Here is a 22,957-nt window from a genome sequence, read left to right on the forward strand (position 1 = left end):
TCCGCCAGGGCGAACCGGATCAGCCCAGTCATCCGGGCTCGCGCCAGGGCGGCATCCCCGGAGACGATCGCCTCGTGGAGGGCGCGGTGCTCCGGCAGGGGGTCGCGCGGCAGGGCGCGGCGGCGCTGCTTGTGGATCGTGGTCCAGGTGACGGAGGCGGCGATCGAACTCGACAGGCCGATCAGCGGGGCGTTGCCGGTCGCCTCCAGGATGGCGTGATGGAAGGCCTGGTCGGCGGCGCGGCCGGCCGGGACGGCGGGGCCGTGGGGCGCCATCCCGTCGAGGGCGGCGCCCATCGGGGCGAGGTCGCGCTCGGAGCGCCGCAGGGCCGCCAGCTCCGCCGCCGCGGGCTCGACGATCCGGCGCAGCTCGAACAGGTCGCGGATGAAGGCCTCGCCCGGCTCTGCCTCGAAGGCCCAGGCCAGGATGTCGGGATCGTGGAGGTTTCAGCGGCCCCGCGCGCTCACCCGCGTGCCGGTCTTGGGCCGGCTCTCCACCAGCCCCTTGGCGCTCAGCGTGCGGATCGCCTCCCGGTAGGCGGTGCGCGAGACAGCGAGGCTCCCGGCGGCGATCTCCCCGGGCAGGACGGTGCCGGGCGGGTGGCGGCCGGACAGGATCGCGATGCCGAGATCCCAGGCCACCGTGCCGTTGAGGCGGCGCGAGGCGGAGGCGAGCGGCAGGACGAGGGTCTCGCGCGGCGGCGCTCCGGCCCCCTCCCCGCTCTCCGGCGGCGTCCCGCCCGCCGTCACGTCACGGTCCGCTTCTCCACGTCGAGGACGACGCCGTCCGGCGTCATCCGCTCGCGGGCGACGAGCCGGTCCCCCGGCAGGAAGACGCCGAGCGGCACGTCGCGGTCCGGCAGCACCACGGTGGCGCTGCGGTTGACGAAGACGAGCACGTGCCGGCGCTGCGGCAGCGAGGCGACCGCCCAGCGCTTGAGCTGGGCGTAATAGGGCTCGCGCCGCCACACCGCCGGCTGGCTCGGATCGACCTGGACGTGCAGGAAGCGCGTCGTCGGATCGATGCTGAGCACCATCTTGGCCTTGTCGGGCTTCCATTCCGGGCCGATCCAGCCCTCGGTCATCCACAGGCAGTGGAAGGCGCGGCAATGGCCGGGCCGGGTCTCGTGGATGCCGCAGCCGCGGCCCGGCTTGGCGTGGCGGCACCATTCCCCGGCCACGCTCTCGACCGCCGGCACGTCGTAGACCTTGCAGCACAGGGTGCAGGCGCCGCAGGCGCGGCCGGGCGCGGGCGTCGAGACGAGTTCGGCGGGGTCGAGCATGCGCGTCGGTCTGACCTGGATTGTGCGGAGGTGCCGCGAGGGCGGCCCGGGTTGTGCGTCGGCATCGCGCCGCTAGTGTGACGGCGCAAGCGAATTCTGCTCGGCCAGTCGGGGGCTGCTCCAGGCCCCCGCATGAAGGAAAGCGACAGAGACGATGCTCTCGAACCTCGCCACCCGCGACGTCGAAACCCTGATCCATCCCTACACGAACCTGGCGGCCTTCCGGCAGACCGGCCCGCTGGTGCTGGAGCGCGGCCACGGCGTCTGGGTCTATGATACCGACGGACGGCCCTACCTCGAGGGCATGGCGGGCCTGTGGTGCACGGCGCTCGGCTATTCCAACGAGGAACTGGTCGAGGCCGCCCGCGAGCAGATGTCGCGGCTGCCCTTCACCCACCTGTTCTCGGGCCGCAGCCACGATCCGGCGATCGAGCTCGCCGAGACCCTCAAGGAGCTGGCGCCGATCCCGGTCTCGAAGGTGTTCTTCACCTCCTCGGGCTCGGAGGCCAACGACACCCAGGTCAAGCTGACCTGGTACCTCAACAACGCGCTCGGCCGGCCGCAGAAGAAGAAGATCATCGGCCGGCACAAGGGCTATCACGGCGTCACCGTGGCGTCGGCCTCGATGACGGGCCTCACCGCCAACCATGCCGACTGGGACCTGCCGCTGCCGGGCTTCCTGCACGCCGCCTGCCCGCACCATTACCGCGGTGCGGAGGCCGGCGAGACCGAGGAGGCCTACTCGGCGCGGCTCGCCACGGAACTGGAGGAGATGATCCTGCGCGAGGGGCCCGAGACGGTCGCGGCCTTCATCGCCGAGCCGGTGATGGGCGCGGGCGGCGCCATCGTGCCGCCGAAGGGCTATTTTGCCGCCATCGAGCCGGTGCTCGCCCGCTACGACGTGCGGTTCATCGCCGACGAGGTGATCTGCGGCTTCGGGCGCCTCGGCACCTGGTTCGGCTCCGAGGCCCTGGGCATGAAGCCCCACAGCCTGTCCTTCGCCAAGGCGCTGACCTCGGCCTACATGCCGCTCGGCGGCGTCACGGTCGACGAGACGCTGTACCAGGCGATGCAGGACCAGAGCCGCAAGATCGGCACGTTCGGCCACGGCACCACCTATTCGGGCCACCCGGTGGCGAGCGCGGTGGCGCTCAAGACCATCGAGATCTACCGGCGCGACAAGATCATCGAGGGCGCGGCCGAGAAGGCGCCGCACTTCCAGCGCCGCCTCTCGGCGCTCGAGGAGCACCCGCTCGTCGGCGAGGCCAAGGGAATGGGCCTGATCGGCGGCCTCGAGATCGTCGCCGACAAGGCGACGAAGCGCCAGTACGACCCGAAGGCGGGCGTCGCCGCCCGCTGCGTCGCCTTCGCCCAGGAGGAGGGGCTGATCGTGCGCTTCCTCACCGGCGACCGCGTCGCGGTCTGCCCGCCCCTGGTGATCCGCCCGGACGAGATCGACACCCTGTTCGACCGCCTCGGCACCGCCCTCGACCGCACCCAGGCCTGGATCCGCGAGCAGGGCCTGACGGCGGCCTGATCCGGGGAGCCCCGGCGGGGGCGGCCCAGGGCCGCTCCGCCTAATCCCCGGTCCGGCACCGCGTTCGGCGCCGGGCCGGGGAGCGTTTCAGGACCGGTCGTTCGCGGCGAAACGGTACCCGTTGCATCGCCCGAACATGCCCGGGACCCCGGTCCGGCCAAGTCCCGAGGCCGGCCGGGTTCCTGCGCGTAGGGCGTGCAGGCGCATCAAGAACTCGACGTTACCGTTAGACCAGCCCGGACAATGGAACCGGACGGCTTCGGCGGTCGTCGGCGCCTCGCCGTAAGTGCTTGGCATGTGGCGACAATCCCCGGTGGCGACACTGTCGGCTGACATGTCCGGCGATCGCCGCGATTCGCGCGCCATCAATCATGATTGATAATCTTAAGCAGGGATTCACTCTTGGCGGTCAGGTTTTGAGCGAAATTTGGTCAACGGGGACCTTCGCCATGTTTCGCAAACGGCCGGATAACATGTCCGAAGCGACACTGACTGCGCTCGACAAGTCGCTGGCCGTCATCGAATTCGATATGGACGGCATCGTGACCCGGGCCAACGCGAAGTTCCTCGAACTGATGGGATTCCGAGCGGACGAGATCGTCGGTCGGCACCACCGGATGTTCCTCGACGAGGCGACGATCGGGTCGGCCGAGTACGCGAAGTTCTGGGAGACCTTGCGCGCCGGGCAGTTCTTCGCCAACGAATTCCTGCGGTTCGGCAAGAACGGCAAGCGCGTCTGGCTCGAGGCGACCTACAACCCGGTCCTCGGCGCCGCGGGCAAGCCGGTCAAGGTGGTGAAGCTCGCCGCCGACATCACCGAGAAGAAGAACGAGATCAGCCGCCTCCTGACGATGATCGAGGGGATGCCGGTCGCGGTGATGACCGCCGACCCGCACAACGAATTCCGCATCAACTACATGAACGACGCGTCGCGGCGCACCCTCGGCCCGCTGGCACAGTACCTCCCGGTCGCGACGGACCTGATGGTCGGCACCTCGATCGACGTCTTCCACAAGGATCCGACGCATCAGCGCCGGATGCTGTCGGATGCGAGCCGCCTGCCGCACCGAACCCGAATCAAGCTCGGACCCGAACTGCTCGACCTGCAGGTCTCGGCGATCATGGGACCGGACGGCGCCTATATCGGGCCGATGCTGACCTGGGCGGTGGTGACCGCGCAGGCGACCATGGCCTCGGACGTGTCGCAGGTCGTGAACGCCATGAGCTCGGCCGTCGAGGAGATGCAGCGTTCCGCCAACGGCCTCGGCCAGTCGGCCGATGAGGCACGCGAGCGCGCCGCCACGGTCGCGGCGGGCTCGGAGGAGATGACCGCCTCGATCCGGGAGATCTCGGGCCAGGTCGGCCGCGTTTCCGAGCGCGCCCAGCAGATCGCCGCCCAGGCCGAGGCGACGGACGCCACGGTGCGCAGCCTCTCGGCCAAGGCCCGCGAGGTCGATTCGGTCGTCGGCATGATCAGCACCATCGCCGACCAGACCAACCTGCTGGCGCTGAACGCCACGATCGAGGCGGCCCGGGCCGGGGCGGCGGGGCGCGGCTTCGCGGTCGTTGCCGCAGAGGTCAAGGAACTCGCCGGGCAGACCGCCAAGGCCACCGGCGAGATCACCCAGCGCATCGGCGACATCCAGGGGGCGACCGGCGAGGCGGTGGCGGCGATCGCCACGATCAGCAACGCGGTGGCGGAGCTGTCGCGGCTGACGCTCGCCATCGCCAGCGCCGTCGAGGAGCAGGCCGCCTCGACCCAGGAGGTGTCGTCGAACATCCTGGCGGTGTCGGACGCCGCGAACGCCACAGGCCGGATCGCCGAGAACGTCCGGGCGGTGTCGCAGAGCCTCGCCGGCCATTCGAGCGGCCTGACCGGGAGCGTGGAGAAGTTCCTGAAGGCGGGGTAAGACGCCGCCCGATCCTGAGATCGGAGCGTCGCCGACATTTCTCATCCCACCCGCGGCCTCATCCTGAGGTCGCGGGTAGGAAAGCCGTTAAGATGGCTCCCTGCGCGGGTATACTGGTCCCGCACCAGGCGAAGGGAACGGATTTCCCCGTTCCCTTCCCGCCCCTCACAGCGGGATGTTGTCGTGCTTCTTCCAGGGCTGCTCGCTCTCCTTGGTACGGAGCATGGCGAGGGCCCGGGCGATGCGGCGGCGGGTCGAGTGCGGCATGATCACCTCGTCGATGTAGCCGCGCTCGGCGGCCACGAAGGGCGACATGAAGCGCTCCTCGTACTCGGAGGTGCGGGCCGCGATCTTCTCCGGGTCGCCGAGGTCCTGGCGGAAGATGATCTCGACCGCGCCCTTGGCGCCCATCACGGCGATCTGGGCGGTCGGCCAGGCGTAGTTCACGTCGCCGCCGACGTGCTTGGAGGCCATCACGTCGTAGGCGCCGCCGAAGGCCTTGCGGGTGATGACGGTGACGAGCGGCACCGTCGCCTGGCTGTAGGCGAACAGGAGCTTCGCGCCGTGCTTGATCAGGCCGCCGTATTCCTGCGCGGTGCCCGGCAGGAAGCCCGGCACGTCGACGAAGGTCACGATCGGGATCGAGAACGCGTCGCAGAAGCGCACGAAGCGGGCGGCCTTGCGCGAGGCGTCCGAATCGAGCACGCCGGCCAGCACCATCGGCTGGTTGGCCACGAAGCCGACGGTGCGGCCCTCGACCCGGGCAAAGCCCGTGATGATGTTGCGGGCATACGCCGCCTGGATCTCGAAGAAGTCGCCCTCGTCGACCACCCGCCGGATCAGCTCGCCCATGTCGTAGGGCTTGTTCGGGTTGTCGGGGATCAGGGTGTCGAGGCTGCGGTCGAGGCGGGAGGGGTCGTCGAAGCTCTCGATCTCCGGCACGCCGGCCTGGTTGTTGGCCGGCAGGAAGTCCATCAAGCGCCGGATCTGCAGGAGCGCCTCGACGTCGTTCTCGTAGGAGCCGTCGGCGATGGAGGATTTCGAGGTGTGGACCTTGGCGCCGCCGAGCTCCTCCGCCGTCACCACCTCGTTGGTGACGGTCTTCACCACGTCCGGGCCGGTTACGAACATGTAGCTCGTGTCGCGCACCATGAAGATGAAGTCGGTCATCGCCGGCGAGTAGACGTCGCCGCCCGCGCACGGCCCCATGATCACCGAGATCTGCGGGATCACGCCGGACGCCGTGACGTTGCGCTTGAACACCTCGCCGTAGCCGCCGAGTGCGGCCACGCCCTCCTGGATGCGGGCGCCGCCGGCATCGAAGATGCCGATGATCGGGGCGCGCATCTTGAGCGCCATGTCCTGGACCTTGATGATCTTCTGGGCATGCGCCTCGGAGAGCGAGCCGCCGAAGACGGTGAAGTCCTTGGAAAATACGAAGACCGCGCGGCCGTTGATGGTGCCCCAGCCGGTGACGACGCCGTCGCCCGGGATCTTCTGGTTCTCCATGCCGAAGTCGTTCGAGCGGTGCTGCACGAACATGTCGAACTCTTCGAACGACCCGGAATCGAGGAGGAGCTCGATGCGCTCGCGGGCCGTGAGCTTGCCGCGCTTGTGCTGCGCCGCCACCCGGCTCTCGCCGCCGCCGAGCCGGGCCTGCGCGCGCCGCTGGTCCAGCCGATCGAGGATGTCCTTCATGCTGTCGCCCGTCCCTGAAGAAATGTCGTCCGCCCGCCGGAAGGCTTGACCGTGCCTTGCGGCCTTAGCACGCGTCAGGGCGCGGCGAAAACTCGGTCTTTTTGGGCGGGACGGACCGAAAAAACGCGAAGGGCCGCACCCTCCCCGGCGGGACGGCGCGACCCTCGGCCCGCAGGCGGGCTCACGACAGGCTCCTCGAGCGACGCTCGTGTTAGAGCACGGCTCGCTTCAGAGCGGGGCTAGAGCGCTTCACGATCGCGCTGCCATCGGGAAGCTCTCTAAGTCTTTGTTTTGTCGCATTTTCTGCGACGAACCGGTTCTCACTTCGTCGGAAAATGCTCTGGTGTCAGAGCAGCGCTTGGCCCGGCTCCTGCTCGCGGGCGAGGCGCAGCAGGCTCTGGCCGTAATTGGTCTTGGCGAAGAGCTGGCCGCGGGCCACCACCTGCTCGCGGGTGATGAAACCCTGCGTGTAGGCGATCTCCTCCAGGCAGGCGACCTGCATGCCCTGGCGGTGCTGGATGACGCGGACGAACTCGCCGGCCTCGAGCAGGTTGTCGTGCGTCCCGGTGTCGAGCCAGGCATAGCCGCGCGACATGCACTCGACGTGGAGCTGGCCGCGGTCGAGATAGGCCTGGTTGACGTCGGTGATCTCGAGCTCGCCGCGGGGCGAGGGCTTCACCGCGGCGGCGATGTCGAGCACCTGGTTGTCGTAGAAGTAGAGGCCGGTCACCGCCCAGGGCGATTCCGGGTTCTTCGGCTTCTCGACGAGCTTGGTGGCGCGGCCGTCCTTGTCGAGGGTGACGACGCCGTAGGCCTCGGGCTGGTCGACATGGTAGGCGAAGACCGAGGCGCCGGTCTTCCGGGCACGGGCCTTGGCCAGCAGCTCGCGCATGCCGGCACCGAAGAACAGGTTGTCGCCGAGCACCAGCGCGACCGAGTCGTCACCGACGAACTCGCGGCCGATGATGAAGGCCTGGGCCAGGCCGTCCGGCTTCGGCTGCAGCGCGTACGAGATGTTGATCCCGAACTGCTCGCCGGTGCCGAACAGACGCTTGTAGTTGTCGATATGCTCCGGCGACGAGATCAGCAGGATGTCGCGGATGCCGGCCAGCATCAGCACCGACACCGGGTAGTAGATCATCGGCTTGTCGTAGACCGGCAGCAGTTGTTTGTTGATCGCCAGCGTCGCCGGATGCAGCCGCGTGCCGGACCCGCCGGCGAGCACGATGCCCTTCATGACAGAAATCTCCTCAGGCTTGTTTCGTAGCGGGACCGATCAGCTGGTCCAGGATGTCGTCGAGGGCCGCCTGCCACGGCCGCGGCACGAGGCCGAAGGCGGAGGTCAGCGTCTCGGTCGAGAGCTCGGAATTGGCCGGCCGGGTGACCGGGGTCTTGAAGGCGGTGCTCGGGATCGGCTCGACCGACACCGAGCGGGCGCCGCGGGCGGCCGCCCCCGCCATGATGGCGACCGCGAAGTCGTACCAGGTCGTCGCCCCGGCATTGACGCAGTGATAGGTGCCGGCGGGCGCCGCCTCGTCCTCGGCGAAGCGCACCGCGATCGCGACGAGCGCCGCCGCGAGGTCGCCGGCCGAGGTCGGGCAACCGCGCTGGTCGGCGACCACCGTCAGCTTGTCGCGCTCGGCCGAAAGCCGCAGCATCGTCTTGACGAAGTTCGCCCGGTGCGGGCTCACCACCCAGGCCGTGCGCACCACCGCGTGGCGCGGGTTGCCGGTGCGCACCGCCATCTCGCCGGCGGCCTTGCTGGCGCCGTAGACGCTGACCGGATGCACCGGCGCGTCGGTCGGGTAGGCGCCGGCGCCCGAGCCGTCGAAGACGTAGTCGGTCGAGACGTGGATCAGCGGGATGCCGGCCTTGGCAGTCTCCGCCGCGAGGTAGGCGGGAGCCAGCGCGTTGAGCCGCCAGGCGGCGGCCACGTCGCTCTCGGCCTTGTCGACCGCCGTGTAGGCGGCGGTGTTGATCACCGCCGCGTAGGGGCGCTCGGCGACCGCGCGGGCGACCGCCGCCTCGTCGGTGATGTCCAGCGCCTCCCGGGTGGGAGCGTGGACGACCACGCCCTCCCCGAAGGATTGCCGCTGGAGTTCGGTGCCGACCTGCCCGCCGCCGCCGAGGACCAAGATCTCCCGCGTCATCGCCTTACTCCGCGCTCAGGCCGAGGCGCTCGCCGGAATAGCGGCCCTCGCGGATCGGGCGCCACCACGACTCGTTGTCGAGGTACCAGCGCACGGTGTCCTCGAGCGCCTGCTCGAAAGTGCGGCTCGGCTTGTAGCCGACCTCGGCCTCGGCCTTGCTCGGGTCGATGGCGTAGCGCCGGTCGTGGCCCGGGCGGTCGGTGACGAACTTGATCAGGCGCTCGTGCGGGCCGGCCTCGGGACGGAGGCGGTCGAAGATCGCGCAGAGCGTCTTGACCACCTCGAGGTTGTTGCGCACCGAGCGGCCGCCGAGCAGGTAGGTCTCGCCGATCCGGCCCTTCTCCAGCACCGCGACGAGGCCGCGGGCATGGTCCTCGACGTGGATCCAGTCGCGCTCGTTCTGGCCGTCGCCGTAGACCGGCAGGTCCTTGCCGTCGAGGGCGTTGAGAATCATCAGCGGGATCAGCTTCTCGGGGAAGTGCCGCGGCCCGTAGTTGTTCGAGCAGTTGGTCACCAGCACCGGCAGGCCGTAGGTCTCGTGCCAGGCGCGCGCCAGGTGGTCCGACGCCGCCTTCGAGGCCGAATAGGGCGAGCGCGGGTCGTAGCGGCTGTCCTCGGTGAAGAAGGCGCCCGGGGGCAGCGAGCCGTAGACCTCGTCGGTCGAGACGTGGAGGAACCGGAAGGCGGCGCGCTCAGGCCCCTGAAGCGTGTTGTAGTAGGCGCGGGCGGCCTCCAGCATCACCTGGGTGCCGACCACGTTGGTGCGGATGAAGGCGCCCGGCCCGGTGATCGAGCGGTCGACGTGGCTCTCGGCGGCGAGGTGCATCACGGCCTCGGGGCGGAACTCCGCGAAGAGCCCCGACACCTTCTCGTGGTCGCAGATATCGGCCTCGGCGAAGCGGTGCCGGTTGTCGCCCTTGAGCGGCATCAGCGAGATCGGGTTCGCCGCGTAGGTCAGCGCGTCGAGGGTCAGGACCTCGTGGCCGAGCTCCTGGACGAGGTGAAGGACCAGGGCCGAGCCGATGAAGCCGCAGCCGCCCGTGACGAGGATGCGCATGGGGTGGGTGATCTCCAGAGCGAGAGGGTGTGGAAGCGGCGCGAGCCGTCAGAACAGGGGGGCCAGGTCGGCGAAGCGGGGCGCGACCTTGTCCTTGGCGGAGAGCTGGGCCTCGGCCTCGCTCACCGGCCAGTCGATGCCGAGGTCGGGATCGTTCCAGAGCAGGTTGCCGTCGTGCTCGGGGCTGTAGACGCCGCCGGCGACCTTGTAGGCCACCATGGTGTCCGGCTCGAGGGTGCAGAAGCCGTGGCCGAACCCGATCGGAATGTAGAGCTGGTGGCCGTTCTCGGCGTCGAGGCGCACGGCGACGTGCCGACCGTAGGTCGGCTGGTCGCGGCGCAGGTCGACCGCGACGTCGAGGATCGCGCCGGACAGCACGCGGATCAGCTTGGCCTGGGCGAAGGGGTGGCGCTGGAAGTGCAGGCCGCGGACGGTGCCCTGTTGCGCCGAGAAGGACTGGTTGTCCTGGATGAAGTGGTCCTCGACGCCGTTGGCGGCCAGGATGTCGGCCCGGTAGGTCTCCGAGAACCAGCCGCGCGCGTCGCCGTGCCGCTTCGGGATCACGAGCTTCACCGCCGGGATCGCCTGATCGATGACCTGCATTCCTGCCCACCTTCCGATATCGCGTGGCCGATTCGCCCGGCGGCTCATGACCGGCAAACGTGGCACAACCACGTCGGTCGAGTCGGGCCGAGCCGCAATCCTGCAGCCTCTACTTCGCTGATGCGAGATGGGCAAGATCGGCCGCGGGCCCGGCCCGCCGAACGGAGACGAGCCACGACAGCCAACCGAACAGCCGCGGCGCGTCGACAGGAGATCGCGCGCGGTCGGGCCTCGGGAATTTAGGGACGAAGAGACAATTCTTTGGGACGAGCGCGACGTCGCGTCGACTGACGGAGCGGAGGCGCCCTCCCGAGAGAGAGGTCTTCGCTTCCGGCCCGCCGGCCCTGTCCCGCCTCGCCCGCCACGCCCGGTCTGTGACCCTAGAGCATCACCCGTGACGCTTCGGTGTCGGACGCCGACGGAAGCGTCGGACGGAGCCCGGTCGGGCGCCGTCCCGATCGTCTCACGCGGCGCCCACGGCCGCGGTGATCGCCTCCAGGGCCGCCTCGGCCGCCGCCCCGTCGGGGCCGCCGGCCTGGGCCATGTCGCGACGCCCGCCGCCGCCCTTGCCGCCGAGCCGCTCCGAGCCCGCCCGCACCAGGGCGACCGCGTCGAACCGGCCGGTCAGGTCCTCGGTGACACCGACGACGAGACCGGCCTTGCCGTCCGGCGCCACGCCGACGATCGCCACGATCCCGGAGCCGAGCCGCTTCTTGCCTTCGTCGGCCAGGCTCTTGAGGTCGCGCATCTCGACGCCTTGCACGACGCGTGCCATCAGCTTGGTGCCGGCGACCTCGCGCACGTCGTCGTCGGTGGCACCGCCCGTGCCCCCGCCCATCGCGAGCTTGCGGCGGGCTTCGGAGAGTTCTCGCTCCATCCGGCGGCGCTCGTCGAGGAGGGCGGCCAGGCGCTCCGGCGCTTCGGCCACAGGCGCCTTGAGCAGGGCGGCGATCGCGGCGAGCTGGCGGCTCTCGCCGGCCAGGTGGCGACGGGCGGCGTCGCCCGTCATCGCCTCGATCCGGCGCACGCCGGCGCCGACGGCGCTGTCGCCCAGGATCGTCACCACGCCGATGTCGCCGGTGCGCCCAACATGAGTCCCGCCGCAGAGCTCGACCGAGAACGTCCTGGCCCGGCCGTCGTCGGCGGCGTCGCGACCCATCGACACCACGCGGACCTCCTCGCCGTACTTCTCGCCGAACAGCGCACGGGCGCCCGACGCGATGGCGTCGTCGACCGCCATCAGCTTCGTCACCACCGGCTCGTTCTGGAGCAGCACCCGGTTGGCGATCTCCTCGACCCGGGCCAGCTCCTCGGCCTCGATCGGCTTGGGGTGGCTGATGTCGAAGCGCAGGCGCTCGGGGGCGACGAGCGATCCCTTCTGGGCGACATGGTCGCCGAGCACCTGGCGCAGGGCCTCGTGCAGCAGGTGGGTGGCCGAGTGGTTGGAGCGGATCGCCGAGCGGCGTCCGTGATCGACCTTCAGCTCGACCGGCTGGTCGAGGGTGAGTGAGCCCTCCTCCACCGCGACGTGGTGGACGAAGAGGTCACCGAGCTTCTTCTCGGTCGCGGTGACGCGGACCTTGAGGCCCGGGCCGGTGATCGTGCCGGTATCGCCGACCTGACCGCCGGACTCCGCATAGAACGGGGTCTGGGTGACGACGAGGAGACCCTCCTCGCCGGCCCGGATCGCATCGACCTCGGCCCCGCCGCGCACCAAAGCGGTGACGACCGCCTCGGCACCTTCCGTATCGTAGCCGAGGAACTCGGTGGCGCCGGTGCGCTCGCGCAAGCCGTACCACAGGGTCTCGGTGGCGGCTTCGCCCGAGCCCGACCAGGCGGCCCGCGCCGCGGCGCGCTGGCGCTGCATCGCGGCGGTGAAGCCGTCGGTGTCGACCGCGATGCCGCGGGACTTCAGCGCGTCCTGGGTCAGGTCGAGGGGGAAGCCGTAGGTGTCGTAGAGGGTGAAGGCGGTCTCGCCCGACAGGCTCTGGCCTTCCGAGAGGTCGCGGGTCTCGGCGTCGAGGATCGACAGGCCGCGCTCCAGGGTACGGCGGAAGCGCGTCTCCTCGAGGCGCAGGGTCTCGGCGATCAGGCTCTCGGCCCGCACCAGCTCGGGGTAGGCCTGGCCCATCTCGCGCACCAGCGTCGGCACGAGGCGGTACATCATCGGGTCGCGCGAGCCCAGCAGCTGGGCGTGGCGCATGGCGCGCCGCATGATCCGGCGCAGCACGTAGCCGCGACCCTCGTTGCTCGGCAGCACGCCGTCGGCGACGAGGAACGACGAGGCGCGCAGGTGGTCGGCGATCACCCGGTAGGACGCCGTCTGCTTGCCCTCGGGCGCGCGCCCGACCTGATGCGCCACGGCGTCGATCAGGCTGCGGAACAGGTCGGTGTCGTAGTTGCTCTTCACGCCCTGGAGGATCCCCGCCATGCGCTCGAGGCCCATGCCGGTATCGATCGAGGGCCGTGGCAGGCCGACCCGGTTGCCCGGCTCGATCTGCTCGTACTGCATGAACACCAGGTTCCAGAACTCGAGGAAGCGGTCGCCGTCCTCCTCCGGGCTGCCGGGCGGGCCGCCCCACAGCTCCGGGCCCTGGTCGATGAAGATCTCCGAGCACGGCCCGCACGGGCCGGTATCGCCCATCTGCCAGAAATTGTCGGAGGTGCCGATGCGGATGATGCGGTCGTCGGAGAAGCCGGCGATCTTGCGCCACAGGGTGGCGGCGTCCTCGTCGTCGGCATAGACCGTGACGAGCAGCTTCTCGGGCGAGAGCCCGAATTCCTTGGTGACGAGGTTCCAGGCCAACTCGATCGCCAGCGGCTTGAAATAGTCACCGAACGAGAAGTTGCCCAGCATCTCGAAGAAGGTGTGATGGCGCGCCGTGTACCCGACATTGTCGAGATCGTTGTGCTTGCCGCCGGCGCGCACGCATTTCTGGGCGGTGGCGGCGCGCTGGTAGGGCCGCTTCTCGACGCCGGTGAAGACGTTCTTGAACTGCACCATGCCGGCGTTGGTGAACATCAACGTCGGGTCGTTGCGCGGCACCAGCGGCGAGGACGGTACCACCTCGTGACCGTGCTTGGCGAAGTAGTCCAGGAAGGTGGACCGGATCTCGTTGACGCCACTCATGGGAAGAATCGTCTCTGCGGAAGGCGGGCCGGGCGAAGGGCGGGCTTGAAAATGTCGCGCACCGGCGGGCGGCCCGCGGATGCATCCGCGTGTCTTTAGTCACGCGCTTTCCCCATGTCGAGGCGGAGCGCCGCCGCTATGTGCGTCGGAAGCAGGCGCGGCCGCCGGCCGCTTCCCGACGTTCTGGATACCCGCCCCGATGACCGACGAAATCCGCCTCCTCGCGCTCTCGGCCGCCCTGGGCTTCGCGCACATCATGGCCGCCTCGACCTCGGGCCTCGCCCAGCGCGGCGGCCTGACCTGGGCGGCGGGCAACCGCGAGAGCGAGGGCGAGGTCACCGGGGCCGCCGCCCGGCTGAAGCGGGCCTCGGCCAACTTCTTCGAGACCTTCCCGCTCTTTGCCGCCCTTGTGCTGGCAGCAGCCGTCTCGGGCCGTCAGGGCGGCGCGGCGGCGTGGGGGGCGCAGCTCTACTTCTGGGCCCGGCTCCTCTACCTGCCGATCTACGGCTTCGGCATCCCGTGGATCCGCACCCTCGTCTGGGGCGTGGCGATGGTCGGCATCGGCTTCGTCTTTGCGGGGCTGTTCGGGTGGGCCGGTCCGGGGGCACCGTAACGCGCGCGGGCCCTCCGGCGGCCGATCGAGGCGCGGGTATCCCCCTCTCCCCGCGGGCGGCTATCGCGTTCACACATCTCGGTGTGACTGCGCCTCGCTTAGAGGGAGCGCGCCTTCCCTCAACAGGCGATCCCGGGCCTGCCCGGTATCGCTGCAAGTTGTGGGGAGGGGCTGAGGGGTTGGGGATGGTACCGCGTCCGGCTCAGCGGTGCCTCCTGCACCACCCCCACCCCTCCCCACAAGGCGGAGGGGAAATCCGGGTTTTTCCGGTCCCGGTACAGTCCTTCAAAAAGGAAGAAGCCGCCGCGCTCGTCGCGCGGCGGCCCCCTACCTCACGCTGGAACCGATCAGCCGGATCAGGCTGACCCCTCGTCGAGGTCGTCGGCGGTCGGCGTGGCATTCTCGAGGATCTTGTCGGCGACGAGGCCCGAATTCTGCCGGATCGAGGCCTCGATCTTGTTGGCGATGTCGGGGTTGTCGCGCAGGAAGCCCTTCGAGTTCTCGCGGCCCTGGCCGAGGCGCTGGCTGTCGTAGGAGAACCAGGCACCCGACTTCTCGACGATGCCGGCCTTGACGCCGAGGTCGATCAGCTCGCCGACCTTCGACACGCCCTCGCCGAACATGATGTCGAACTCGACCTGCTTGAACGGCGGCGCCACCTTGTTCTTGACCACCTTGACCCGGACGCTGTTGCCGATCGGCTGGTCGCGGTCCTTGAGGGTCGAGATGCGGCGGATGTCGAGTCGCACCGAGGCGTAGAACTTCAGGGCGTTGCCGCCCGTCGTGGTCTCGGGGCTGCCGTACATCACGCCGATCTTCATCCGGATCTGGTTGATGAAGATGACCATGCAGTTCGAGCGCGAGATCGAGCCGGTGAGCTTGCGCAGGGCCTGGCTCATCAGGCGGGCCTGGAGGCCCGGCTGCTGGTCGCCCATCTCGCCCTCGATCTCGGCCCGCGGGGTCAGCGCGGCCACCGAATCGACCACCAGGATGTCGATGGCGCCGGAGCGCACCAGGGTGTCGGTGATCTCGAGGGCCTGCTCGCCGGTATCGGGCTGCGAGATCAGGAGGTCGTCGAGGTTGACGCCGAGCTTGCGGGCATAGACCGGGTCGAGGGCGTGCTCGGCATCCACGAAGGCGCAGACGCCGCCCTTCTTCTGGGCCTCGGCGATGGTGTGGAGGGCGAGCGTGGTCTTGCCGGAGGATTCCGGTCCGTAGATCTCGATCACGCGGCCGCGCGGCAGGCCGCCGACGCCGAGCGCGATGTCGAGGCCGAGCGAGCCGGTCGAGACGACCTCGACCTCCTGCACCTTGTCGCCCTTGCCGAGCCGCATGATCGAGCCCTTGCCGAAGGCGCGCTCGATCTGGGCGAGGGCGGCGTCGATCGCCTTCGACTTGTCTTTGTCCATGGTCGGGTTTTCCACCAGTCGCATCTGGGGCTGAGCCATCTCGGCGGGTCCTTATGGCAGGAGGGGCGACAAGTCTCAATCGCGCGGCTGGGGATTGTGTACCCGTTTTGTTCTCAATCGGCAAGGGCGAGCGGGGGATTGGCTGCGGAATCGTCGGGACGCCCGGCACCGCCGAGGACGCGGAGCCGGCCGGCGTTCACTTGAGGACGGCCGGTCGGTCCCGGTGATGCCACGGCCGTGGTTCCACATGTCGGCATCGAGAAGCCGGGGCGCAGGCGAGGACATGCGCATCACTCGCCGAGCCGTTGCGGGACGCGACGGCCTCGCAGAGGACGCGGGCCGCGCCCTCGACGCGACCAGCGTATCGGGCGGCATCAAAGACATCGATCCCGTCCAGGATCTTCCCAGCGCGAATTCGAGCGATTTCCGGAAGATCCGGAACACCGTCCCGCCCGCACCACACCTCCTTCGCCACCCGGGCGGATGTCGCCATGAGCCGCCGGCCCTTCGGCGTGTCGAAGATCGATGGGGAACGGCGCCCCATGGCGGCACTCGGGACGATGTCGGCATCGACGACTTCATGGCCGCCCCCCGCGCACCCGAATGGATGCAAGGTTCGCGGGCGGCGGCCACACGGGTGGCGATCCGCGTGCCCTCACCCCGCCATCGTGGTCTTCACCGTCTCGACGAGCTGCTTCAGGCTGAAGGGCTTGGGCAGGAAATTGAATTCCTCGCCGTCGGGCAGGTTCTTGCGGAAGGCGTCCTCGGCGTAGCCCGAGACGAAGATCACCTTGAGCGAGGGGTGGCCCTTGCGCAATTCGCGCAGCAGGGTCGGGCCGTCCATCTCCGGCATCACCACGTCGGACACGACGAGGTCCACCGGCACGTCGCGCTCCGCCATGATCTGCAGCGCCTCGAGGCCCGAGGCCGCCTCGAGCACGGTGTAGCCGCGGGCGGTGAGCGCCCGGGCGTTGACCGCGCGGACCGGGTCCTCGTCCTCGACCAGCAGGATCGTGCCGTGGCCGGTGAGGTCGCGGGCCGGCGGCTTCTGCGCTTCGGAGACGGGAGCCGCGGCACCGCCGGCGGCGGGGGCCGGCAGCTCCGCCGGCGCCTCGGGCACGTCCGCCTCCGGGGCGGGAACGTGGCGCGGCAGGTAGATGGCGAAGACCGTCCCCTGGCCGATGGTGGAGCGCACGTCGATGTAGCCGCCGGACTGCTTGACGATGCCGAACACCGTCGAGAGGCCGAGGCCCGTGCCCTTGTTGACCTCCTTGGTGGTGAAGAACGGCTCGAAGATCTTCTCCATCACCTCCGGGGTCATGCCGGTGCCGGTGTCGCTGACCTCGATGAGGACGTGGTCGGCGCCCGGCAGGCCGTTGAGGCGAAGCGCCCCGACGGCTTCCGCGGTCATGTTGGCGGTGCGGATCAGCAGGCGTCCGCCCTCCGGCATCGCGTCGCGGGCGTTGACCGCGAGGTTCACGATCACCTGCTCGAACTGGTTGACGTCGGCCTTGACCGGCCACAGGTCGCGGCCGTGCTTGAGGTCGAGCTCGACCCGCTCGCCGAGCAGGCGCTTCAGGAGCAGGGTCAGGTCGGAGAGCGCTTCGCCGAGATGGATCACCTCCGGCCGAAGGGTCTGGCGACGCGAGAAGGCCAGCAGCTGCCGCACCAGGCTCGCGGCCCGGTTGGCGTTCTGCTTGATCTGCATGATGTCCTGGAAGGCCGGATCGGCCGGGCGGTGGCTCGCCAGCAGCAGGTCCGAGTAGCCGATGATCGCCTGCAGCACGTTGTTGAAGTCGTGCGCGATGCCGCCGGCGAGCTGGCCGACCATCTCCATCTTCTGGGCCTGGTTCACCTGCTGCTGCAGCTGGTGCTGGGCCGTGGTGTCGAGCGCGTAGAGGATCACCGCGCCCTCCGCGCCGCCGGCGGTGCCGGCGGGGCTGAGCCAGATCCGGGCCGAGCGGTTGACCGGCGCCGAGACGCCGATCTCGACCGGCGGCACGTCGCCCCGGCCTTCCGCGGCCGCGCGGGCGGCGGCATCCACGATCGACCGGTCCCGCTCGACCACGAAGTCGTGCACCGGGGGACCCGCCTCGCTGCCGTCGCCGGTGCGCGGCAGGGTGCCGAACAGGCGCGCGAAGGAGGCGTTGGCGCGCACCAGCCGCCCGTCGGCGGCGAGCGTCGCCACCGCGACCGGGCTGGTGTTGAAGAAGCGGTCGAAGCGCAGCTCGGCCGCCTGGCCGGGATCGTCGCTGCTCTCCTCGCCGGCCGAGCGGTTGAGGACGAGGGTGCGCGAATCGCCCGGCCGGCCATCCTGGCCGTAGGCGACGCGGTGGTAGAGCCGGGCCGAGAGCGGGTGGCCGTTGCGCCGGCGCAGATCGAGGTCGAACCGGTCGGTGCGGACCTCGCCGGGCTCGCCCCTGCCGCCGATCAGCACCGGGCCGAGGTCGTCGGGCAGGATCTCGGAGAGGCGCAGGCCGCCCGAGCCGACCTGGGCGAGGTCGTGGCCGAGCCAGGCCGCCAGCGTCGCGTTCATGTAGACGACCGAGCCCTTGGGATCGACCGCCATGAAGCCCGCCGGCGCGTGGTCGAGGTAGTCGATCGCGTGCTGGAGCTCCTGGAAGACGTTCTCCTGGCGCTCGCGCTCGTGGGTGATGTCGGCGACGCTCCACAGCGAGACCGGCCGGCGCGGCAGCGGCAGCGGCCGCACGCCGATGCGGAACCACGCGAAGTCGCGCTCCGCCGTGCCGCCCGGCGGCGGCGCCATGCGGATCTCCTCCGACAGCGAGCGGCCCTCTCGCGCGGCCTGCGCCAGGCGGTAGACCGCCTCGGAGACCTCGGGCGAGCCGACGAAGACCCGCTCGACGGGCCGCAGGTTGGTGAAGGTGTCGCTGCCGGCGAGCTGGAGATAGGCGGCGTTGGCGTAGATCGGCCGGCCGCCCTCCTCCACGGCGATCATGCCGTCGGGCGCGGCGTCGACCACCGCCTTCGTCACGTCGTTGCGGGTGCCCTGGCCGGTGAGCTGGATCGCCCCGATCGCGAAGGCGAACAGGCAGAACACGCCCGCCATGGCGAGCAGCGCCAGGAGGCCGAGGATGATCGGCTGCGCCTGCTCGTTGGCGACGAAGCTCAGGCCCACCGCCGCGCCGACGAGGAGGCCGGCCAGCAGCAGGAGCAGGCTGACCCGGCCGGGCCGCTCGGAGCGGTCGAGGGCGGTCTCAGCCGCGGATGGGCTCAACTCCGGCATGTCGCCTCGACACTCCCCGGGGGCCCGCACCCGCGGCCGGGCCCCGATCCTTCGCGCGGTCCGCGGGCGGGCGGACCTGTCTCTCGGCCGTTCCCTAGCAGGCGCGGCGTTTCCGTGGAATGAACCCGGTTCGTTCCGGGCGCCCGCCCGGACGAATCAGTGGCGCCGGCGCAGGCGCATCACGTAGCCGATCACCTCCGCCACCGCGCGATAGTGCTCCGGGGGCACCGCGGCGTCGATCTCGACGGTGGCGTGGAGCGCGCGCGCCAGCGGCGGGTTCTCGACCACCGGCACGCCGTGCTCGCCCGCCACCTCGCGGATGCGCAGGGCGAGGGCATCGACGCCCTTGGCGACGCAGACCGGCGCGGCCATGCCCGCCTCGTAGCGCAGGGCCACGGCGTAGTGCGTCGGGTTGGTGACGATCACGCTGGCGCTCGGCACCGCCGCCATCATCCGGGTCCGGACCCGCTGGGCGCGGATCCGGCGCATCCGGCCCTTCACCTCCGGGTTGCCGTCCTGCTCCTTGTGCTCGTCCTTCAGTTCCTGCTTCGACATCCGGTGGCGCGCCCGCCAGCGGTAGCGCTGGTAGAGCGCGTCGCCGACGGTGACGACCACGTAGGCGGCGAGCACCGCGCCCATCAGCCGCAGGCAGAGCGAGAGGGTGCCCTGGAGCAACGCCGGCGGCTCGAGCCGGGCGAAGACCTCGAGCCGGTCGCGGTCGCTCCACAGCACGAAGCTGGCGGCGATACCGACGAGCAGGATCTTCACCAGTCCCTTGGCGAACTGGAACCACGCCTCCGGGCCGAACATCCGCGACAGGCCGGCCATCGGCGAGACGCGGGACCACTTCGCCCCCAGCATCTCGGTGGTCCAGACCAGGGGGTGCTGGACGAGGCCGCCGATCACGCCGGCCGCCAGCACGGCCCCGACCGGAATCGCCAGGGCGAGGCCCGCGGCGACGAGGGCGCGGCGGCCGAAGGCCATGTAGGAGGCCGGGTCGGAGGGCACGTCGTGCAGGTGGATCAGGAGGCCGCGCAGATCGACCAGCAGGCCGCGGGCGAGGGAGGGCCCGGCCAGGACGAGCACCAGCGTGAAGGTGCCGAGCATCAGGAAGGTGTTGACCTCCTGGCTGGTGGCGACGTCGCCGCGCTTGACCGCGTCGTCGAGGCGCTTCTGGGTCGCGTCCTCGGTGCGGTCTTCCTGGTCGGTCCCGTCCGCCATCCCGTCAGGTCCTCCCGAGGTCGGCCAGGAAGCGGCCGAGGTCGTCGACGAACACCCCCATGATCACCCCAACCGTGGCGAGGAAGACCAGCATGCCGATCATGATCGAGGCCGGGGTGGCGACGAAGAACACCTGCATCTGCGGCATCAGGCGCGAGAGCACGCCGAGGCCGAGGTTGAACAGGATGCCGAAGGCGATGAACGGCGCCGCGATCTGCACCGACAGGGTGAAGCTGCGGGCCACCGCCTGCACCGCGAAGGCCGCCGCGTCGCCGGTCGCCGGCATGCCGAGCGGCGGCATCAGGGCGTAGGAATCGCGGATCGCCACCAGCGCCAGGTGGTGCAGGTCGGCGGCGAGCACCAGCGTGAGGCCGAGCAGGCTCAGGAAGCTGCCGAGCGTCGCCTGCTGGTTGCCGACCGAGGGATCGACGGTCATCGCGAAGGCGAGGCCGAGCTGCTGGGCGATGATGGTGCCGGCGGTCTGGAGCGCGGCGACGATCGCCCGCACGCTGAGGCCCAGCACAAGCCCGACCGCGATCTCGCCGATCAGCACCCCGATCAGCGCCGTGCCGGCGCCGCCGGGCTCCGGCCCCGCGCCCCCGGGCAGGAGCGGGCGGGCGACGGGAAACAGCACCAGCGAGAGCAGCAGCGCGAAGGCGAGGCGCAGGCGCGGGCTCACCATCGCCTCGCCGATGCCCGGCATCAGCATCACCAGCGTGCCGACCCGCGCGAAGGTGAGGAGGTAGGCCGAGGCGAGGCCGGGCAGGAGGAGGTTCACGTCGGTGGGTTCGCGTCCGGAGCGACCCGCGGGACCGATTCGCGCGAGCGGGATGTCGGGTTTCTTCGGCCGGATTCCGCGCCCGCTCAACCCCCGGCCGCGATCCGGGCGGCGATGCGGGTCATGTAGGCGGCGAGCGCATCGCCCATGAAGGGCAGCATCAGCAGCATCGTGGCGAAGACCGCGACGATCTTCGGCACGTAGATGAGCGTCTGCTCCTGGATCTGCGTCAGGGCCTGGAACAGCGACACGGCGAGGCCGACCACCAGGGCGACGGCCATCATCGGGCCGGCGACCTTGAGGAAGGTCAGGATGCCGTCGCGGGCGACGTCGAGAATGGCGAGACCGGTCATCGGGCTCAACGGATCCTTAAATCTGCATCCGCATGATGTCCTCGTAGGCCGAGATCACCCGGTCGCGCACCGCCACCAGGGTCTGGATCGCGGTCTCGCTCTCGGCGACCGCGGTCACGACGTCGACGACGTTCGCCTTGCCGGCGGCGACCGCCATGGCCTGGCCGTCGGCGCGCTTGCCGGCCTCCGACACCCCGTCGAGGGCGGAGGACAGGAGCTGGGTGAAGCCGCCCTCGCCCACGCCGGCGGTGCCGGCGGCGGGGGTTCGGCCCATGTTCTGGATCGCGGCATAGGCGCCGGCCGCGAAGGCATTGGTGGGCATGGTCAGGCCTTCAGGATGTCGATGGTGCGGGACACCATCCGGTTGGTGAGCGAGACCATGTTGAGGTTCGCTTCGTAGGAGCGCTGGGCCTCGCGCATGTCGACGGTCTCGACGAGGACGTTGACGTTGGGCATCCGCACCTCGCCGTTGGCGTCGGCGGCCGGGTTGCCCGGGTCCTGCTTGGTGCGGAACGGGCTCTGGTCGCGGCGGATCTTGCCGAGATCGACCACCGAGGCGTCGAGCTCGCGGTCGAGGTGGTTGTTGAAGGTCGCGATCTTGCGCCGGTAAGGCTCGGCGGTCGGGCTCGTCGGCGCCGAATCCGCGTTGGCGATGTTCTCCGAGATCACCCGCATCCGGCCCGACTGGACCTTGAGCCCGGAGGCCGCGATGCCGAGAGCCTTGCTGAAATCCATGGAAGCCACCTCGGGTCGGTCGGGCGAGAGTCTCGGGGAGACGGCCGGTTGCTACGGGGGAGCGGGACGGACCTACCGGCCGACCGCGGTGCGCAGGGTCTGCAGGCTCTTGCGGTAGAGCAGGCTCGCGAGCTGGTAGTCGCCCTGGTTGTCGGCCGCCTTCAGCATCTCGTCCTCGAGGCTCACCGCGTTGCCGCTCGGCATCATCTCGAAGCGCGTGCCCGTCCGCTCCTCGGACGAGGCGGCCTGGCCGGTGCCGGCGAGGTGCACGCCGGAGGTCCGCTCCAGGCCGATGCCCGGCAGGCCCGCCGCGGCCACGGAGCCGTCGAGCTGGAAGCGCGGCGCCTTGAGCTCGCGGGCCCGGAAGCCCGGCGTGTCGGCATTGGCGACGTTCTCCGCCAGGACCTTCTGGCGCGTCTGCTGCCATTGCATCCGGTTGCGCAACATCGCGACGATGGGGAGATCGGTGACCGACACGGGCGGGCCTTCCGGTTTAGACCGGCACAATCTGCCTATCGCATGGTTAAAATCCGGTTAAGCCCGACAGGGGCACTGCGTCCCGGCCGGCGCGGCCCCGCCAACGTCAAAGCTGTTAACGATATCTTAATGTCCCCTGCGCAGGCCGAGCAGGGTCGTGCTAGAAGGCCCCACATCGTCGGCGTGCCCCGTGCCCGCCTCACTTGAGAGACTGCGCTTTGCTCTCCTCGATCCTCGGGACGGACGGTTCGCCCTTGCTCTCCTACCTGGTCGTCTTCCTGATCATGGTCGTGCTCCTCAGCCTGTTCGCCTTCGGGGCGAAGAGGTTCGCGCGGGGCCGCCTCACCCTCGGGGGCAACGGAAGCGGGGGCCGCAGCCGCCAGCCGCGGCTCGGCATCGTCGACATCTACGAGCTCGACCGCCAGCGCCAGCTGATCCTGTTGCGGCGCGACAACACCGAGCATCTTCTGCTGGTCGGCGGGCCGAACGACGTCGTGGTCGAGCGCAACATCGTGCGGGCCGGCGGCAACCGGGTCTCGGCGGAGCTGGCCGACCGGTCGGACGGCTCCGACGGCGCGGAGGCCCCCCTCACCCTGCCGCCGGGCGTCGAGCCGCCGCCGCTGCCCCCGCCCTTCCCCGAGCCGGACCTGCCGGGACGGGGCATCGAGCCCGAGCGGGTCGCGGCCGCCTTCGCGCCGCTGCCGCCCCAGGCCGCCCCGGAGCGGCAATCCGACCCGGCGCCCGAGCCGGCCCGCGG

At 70.3% G+C, this 22,957-nt stretch carries 19 protein-coding genes and 2 pseudogenes; 4 read left to right on the forward strand and 17 right to left on the reverse strand.

Going from position 1 to position 22,957, the window contains the following annotated elements; translation table 11 throughout:
* Positions 1-26: 26 nt before the first annotated feature.
* From HPY23_RS32870 to HPY23_RS06340, 3 genes and pseudogenes are all read right to left on the reverse strand, one after another.
* Positions 27-428 (reverse strand): annotated as a pseudogene (locus tag HPY23_RS32870) (FadR/GntR family transcriptional regulator); the annotation flags it as partial.
* Between the two features lie 18 nt (positions 429-446).
* The gene (locus HPY23_RS32875; RefSeq protein ID WP_244537519.1) at positions 447-749 is read right to left on the reverse strand and encodes a FadR/GntR family transcriptional regulator; all 303 of its coding nucleotides are present in this window, start codon (positions 747-749) and stop codon (positions 447-449) included.
* Entirely contained in the window at positions 746-1,282 is a 537-nt protein-coding gene (locus HPY23_RS06340; RefSeq protein WP_060850186.1) for a hypothetical protein, read from the reverse strand. Before HPY23_RS06340 ends, HPY23_RS32875 begins: the two co-directional genes overlap by 4 nt.
* 154 nt (positions 1,283-1,436) lie before the next feature.
* On the opposite strand from HPY23_RS06340, the gene HPY23_RS06345 reads away from it, so the two are divergent.
* On the forward strand, positions 1,437-2,819 hold the full coding sequence (locus HPY23_RS06345; protein ID WP_091884374.1) for an aminotransferase: 1,383 nt from the start codon (positions 1,437-1,439) through the stop codon (positions 2,817-2,819).
* Between the two features lie 449 nt (positions 2,820-3,268).
* On the forward strand, positions 3,269-4,729 hold the full coding sequence (locus HPY23_RS06350) for a methyl-accepting chemotaxis protein (RefSeq protein WP_091884371.1): 1,461 nt from the start codon (positions 3,269-3,271) through the stop codon (positions 4,727-4,729).
* A 165-nt stretch (positions 4,730-4,894) separates the two neighbouring features.
* Here the strand turns inward: HPY23_RS06350 and HPY23_RS06355 are convergent, their stop codons facing one another.
* The 6 genes from HPY23_RS06355 to alaS form a co-directional block, all read right to left on the reverse strand.
* The gene (locus tag HPY23_RS06355) at positions 4,895-6,427 is read right to left on the reverse strand and encodes an acyl-CoA carboxylase subunit beta (RefSeq protein WP_060850189.1); all 1,533 of its coding nucleotides are present in this window, start codon (positions 6,425-6,427) and stop codon (positions 4,895-4,897) included.
* Positions 6,428-6,773: 346 nt separating this feature from the next.
* Positions 6,774-7,664, reverse strand: coding sequence for a glucose-1-phosphate thymidylyltransferase RfbA (rfbA, locus tag HPY23_RS06360; RefSeq protein ID WP_200601425.1), 891 nt, complete (start codon positions 7,662-7,664; stop codon positions 6,774-6,776).
* A gap of 13 nt (positions 7,665-7,677) precedes the next feature.
* Complete coding sequence (gene rfbD / locus HPY23_RS06365) at positions 7,678-8,577, reverse strand: dTDP-4-dehydrorhamnose reductase (protein ID WP_091884366.1); 900 nt, start codon at positions 8,575-8,577, stop codon at positions 7,678-7,680.
* A 4-nt stretch (positions 8,578-8,581) separates the two neighbouring features.
* Positions 8,582-9,634: a dTDP-glucose 4,6-dehydratase gene (rfbB, locus tag HPY23_RS06370; RefSeq protein WP_091884364.1), complete on the reverse strand. Its 1,053-nt coding sequence runs from the start codon at positions 9,632-9,634 to the stop codon at positions 8,582-8,584.
* A 48-nt stretch (positions 9,635-9,682) separates the two neighbouring features.
* Positions 9,683-10,237 carry a dTDP-4-dehydrorhamnose 3,5-epimerase gene (gene rfbC, locus HPY23_RS06375; RefSeq protein ID WP_091884361.1) on the reverse strand — a complete coding sequence of 185 codons (555 nt, stop codon included), beginning with the start codon at positions 10,235-10,237 and terminating at the stop codon, positions 9,683-9,685.
* A gap of 463 nt (positions 10,238-10,700) precedes the next feature.
* On the reverse strand, positions 10,701-13,367 hold the full coding sequence (gene alaS / locus HPY23_RS06380; RefSeq protein ID WP_091884358.1) for an alanine--tRNA ligase: 2,667 nt from the start codon (positions 13,365-13,367) through the stop codon (positions 10,701-10,703).
* 199 nt (positions 13,368-13,566) lie between these two features.
* Between alaS and HPY23_RS06385 the strand changes: the two genes are divergently transcribed.
* Positions 13,567-13,980 (forward strand): MAPEG family protein, encoded by a 414-nt coding sequence (locus tag HPY23_RS06385; RefSeq protein WP_060850195.1) that lies wholly within the window; start codon positions 13,567-13,569, stop codon positions 13,978-13,980.
* Between the two features lie 356 nt (positions 13,981-14,336).
* Here the strand turns inward: HPY23_RS06385 and recA are convergent, their stop codons facing one another.
* The 8 genes from recA to flgB form a co-directional block, all read right to left on the reverse strand.
* Positions 14,337-15,428, reverse strand: coding sequence for a recombinase RecA (gene recA / locus HPY23_RS06390; protein ID WP_048426181.1), 1,092 nt, complete (start codon positions 15,426-15,428; stop codon positions 14,337-14,339).
* Positions 15,429-16,044: 616 nt separating this feature from the next.
* Positions 16,045-18,636: a cell cycle histidine kinase CckA gene (cckA, locus tag HPY23_RS06395; RefSeq protein WP_060850196.1), complete on the reverse strand. Its 2,592-nt coding sequence runs from the start codon at positions 18,634-18,636 to the stop codon at positions 16,045-16,047.
* Positions 18,637-18,792: 156 nt separating this feature from the next.
* Positions 18,793-19,857, reverse strand: a complete 1,065-nt coding sequence (flhB, locus tag HPY23_RS06400; protein WP_091884356.1) for a flagellar biosynthesis protein FlhB — start codon at positions 19,855-19,857, stop codon at positions 18,793-18,795.
* 4 nt (positions 19,858-19,861) lie between these two features.
* Positions 19,862-20,635 (reverse strand): flagellar biosynthetic protein FliR, encoded by a 774-nt coding sequence (gene fliR / locus HPY23_RS06405; RefSeq protein ID WP_091884353.1) that lies wholly within the window; start codon positions 20,633-20,635, stop codon positions 19,862-19,864.
* 86 nt (positions 20,636-20,721) lie between these two features.
* Positions 20,722-20,988: a flagellar biosynthesis protein FliQ gene (gene fliQ, locus HPY23_RS06410; RefSeq protein ID WP_091748436.1), complete on the reverse strand. Its 267-nt coding sequence runs from the start codon at positions 20,986-20,988 to the stop codon at positions 20,722-20,724.
* Between the two features lie 16 nt (positions 20,989-21,004).
* Positions 21,005-21,310 (reverse strand): flagellar hook-basal body complex protein FliE, encoded by a 306-nt coding sequence (fliE, locus tag HPY23_RS06415; protein WP_060850200.1) that lies wholly within the window; start codon positions 21,308-21,310, stop codon positions 21,005-21,007.
* A 2-nt stretch (positions 21,311-21,312) separates the two neighbouring features.
* Complete coding sequence (flgC, locus tag HPY23_RS06420; protein WP_060850201.1) at positions 21,313-21,723, reverse strand: flagellar basal body rod protein FlgC; 411 nt, start codon at positions 21,721-21,723, stop codon at positions 21,313-21,315.
* Positions 21,724-21,795: 72 nt separating this feature from the next.
* The gene (gene flgB, locus HPY23_RS06425) at positions 21,796-22,200 is read right to left on the reverse strand and encodes a flagellar basal body rod protein FlgB (RefSeq protein ID WP_091884351.1); all 405 of its coding nucleotides are present in this window, start codon (positions 22,198-22,200) and stop codon (positions 21,796-21,798) included.
* Positions 22,201-22,454: 254 nt separating this feature from the next.
* Between flgB and HPY23_RS06430 the strand changes: the two are divergent.
* Positions 22,455-22,957: pseudogene (locus HPY23_RS06430) on the forward strand (hypothetical protein); the annotation flags it as partial.

This window comes from Methylobacterium ajmalii (genome assembly GCF_016613415.1).
Classification (GTDB): domain Bacteria; phylum Pseudomonadota; class Alphaproteobacteria; order Rhizobiales; family Beijerinckiaceae; genus Methylobacterium; species Methylobacterium ajmalii.

What these genes read in the sequence shown, in the direction of transcription:
- fliQ (WP_091748436.1), bottom strand. Translation starts at nt 20,988, where the DNA reads ATGACCGGTCTCGCCATTCTCGACGTCGCCCGCGACGGCATCCTGACC.
- rfbD (WP_091884366.1), bottom strand. Translation starts at nt 8,577, where the DNA reads ATGACGCGGGAGATCTTGGTCCTCGGCGGCGGCGGGCAGGTCGGCACC.
- rfbA (WP_200601425.1), bottom strand. Translation starts at nt 7,664, where the DNA reads ATGAAGGGCATCGTGCTCGCCGGCGGGTCCGGCACGCGGCTGCATCCG.
- HPY23_RS06385 (WP_060850195.1), top strand. Translation starts at nt 13,567, where the DNA reads ATGACCGACGAAATCCGCCTCCTCGCGCTCTCGGCCGCCCTGGGCTTC.
- HPY23_RS06345 (WP_091884374.1), top strand. Translation starts at nt 1,437, where the DNA reads ATGCTCTCGAACCTCGCCACCCGCGACGTCGAAACCCTGATCCATCCC.
- cckA (WP_060850196.1), bottom strand. Translation starts at nt 18,636, where the DNA reads ATGCCGGAGTTGAGCCCATCCGCGGCTGAGACCGCCCTCGACCGCTCC.
- recA (WP_048426181.1), bottom strand. Translation starts at nt 15,428, where the DNA reads ATGGCTCAGCCCCAGATGCGACTGGTGGAAAACCCGACCATGGACAAA.
- HPY23_RS06355 (WP_060850189.1), bottom strand. Translation starts at nt 6,427, where the DNA reads ATGAAGGACATCCTCGATCGGCTGGACCAGCGGCGCGCGCAGGCCCGG.
- HPY23_RS06340 (WP_060850186.1), bottom strand. Translation starts at nt 1,282, where the DNA reads ATGCTCGACCCCGCCGAACTCGTCTCGACGCCCGCGCCCGGCCGCGCC.
- rfbB (WP_091884364.1), bottom strand. Translation starts at nt 9,634, where the DNA reads ATGCGCATCCTCGTCACGGGCGGCTGCGGCTTCATCGGCTCGGCCCTG.
- flgC (WP_060850201.1), bottom strand. Translation starts at nt 21,723, where the DNA reads ATGGATTTCAGCAAGGCTCTCGGCATCGCGGCCTCCGGGCTCAAGGTC.
- fliE (WP_060850200.1), bottom strand. Translation starts at nt 21,310, where the DNA reads ATGCCCACCAATGCCTTCGCGGCCGGCGCCTATGCCGCGATCCAGAAC.
- rfbC (WP_091884361.1), bottom strand. Translation starts at nt 10,237, where the DNA reads ATGCAGGTCATCGATCAGGCGATCCCGGCGGTGAAGCTCGTGATCCCG.
- HPY23_RS06350 (WP_091884371.1), top strand. Translation starts at nt 3,269, where the DNA reads ATGTTTCGCAAACGGCCGGATAACATGTCCGAAGCGACACTGACTGCG.
- alaS (WP_091884358.1), bottom strand. Translation starts at nt 13,367, where the DNA reads ATGAGTGGCGTCAACGAGATCCGGTCCACCTTCCTGGACTACTTCGCC.
- flhB (WP_091884356.1), bottom strand. Translation starts at nt 19,857, where the DNA reads ATGGCGGACGGGACCGACCAGGAAGACCGCACCGAGGACGCGACCCAG.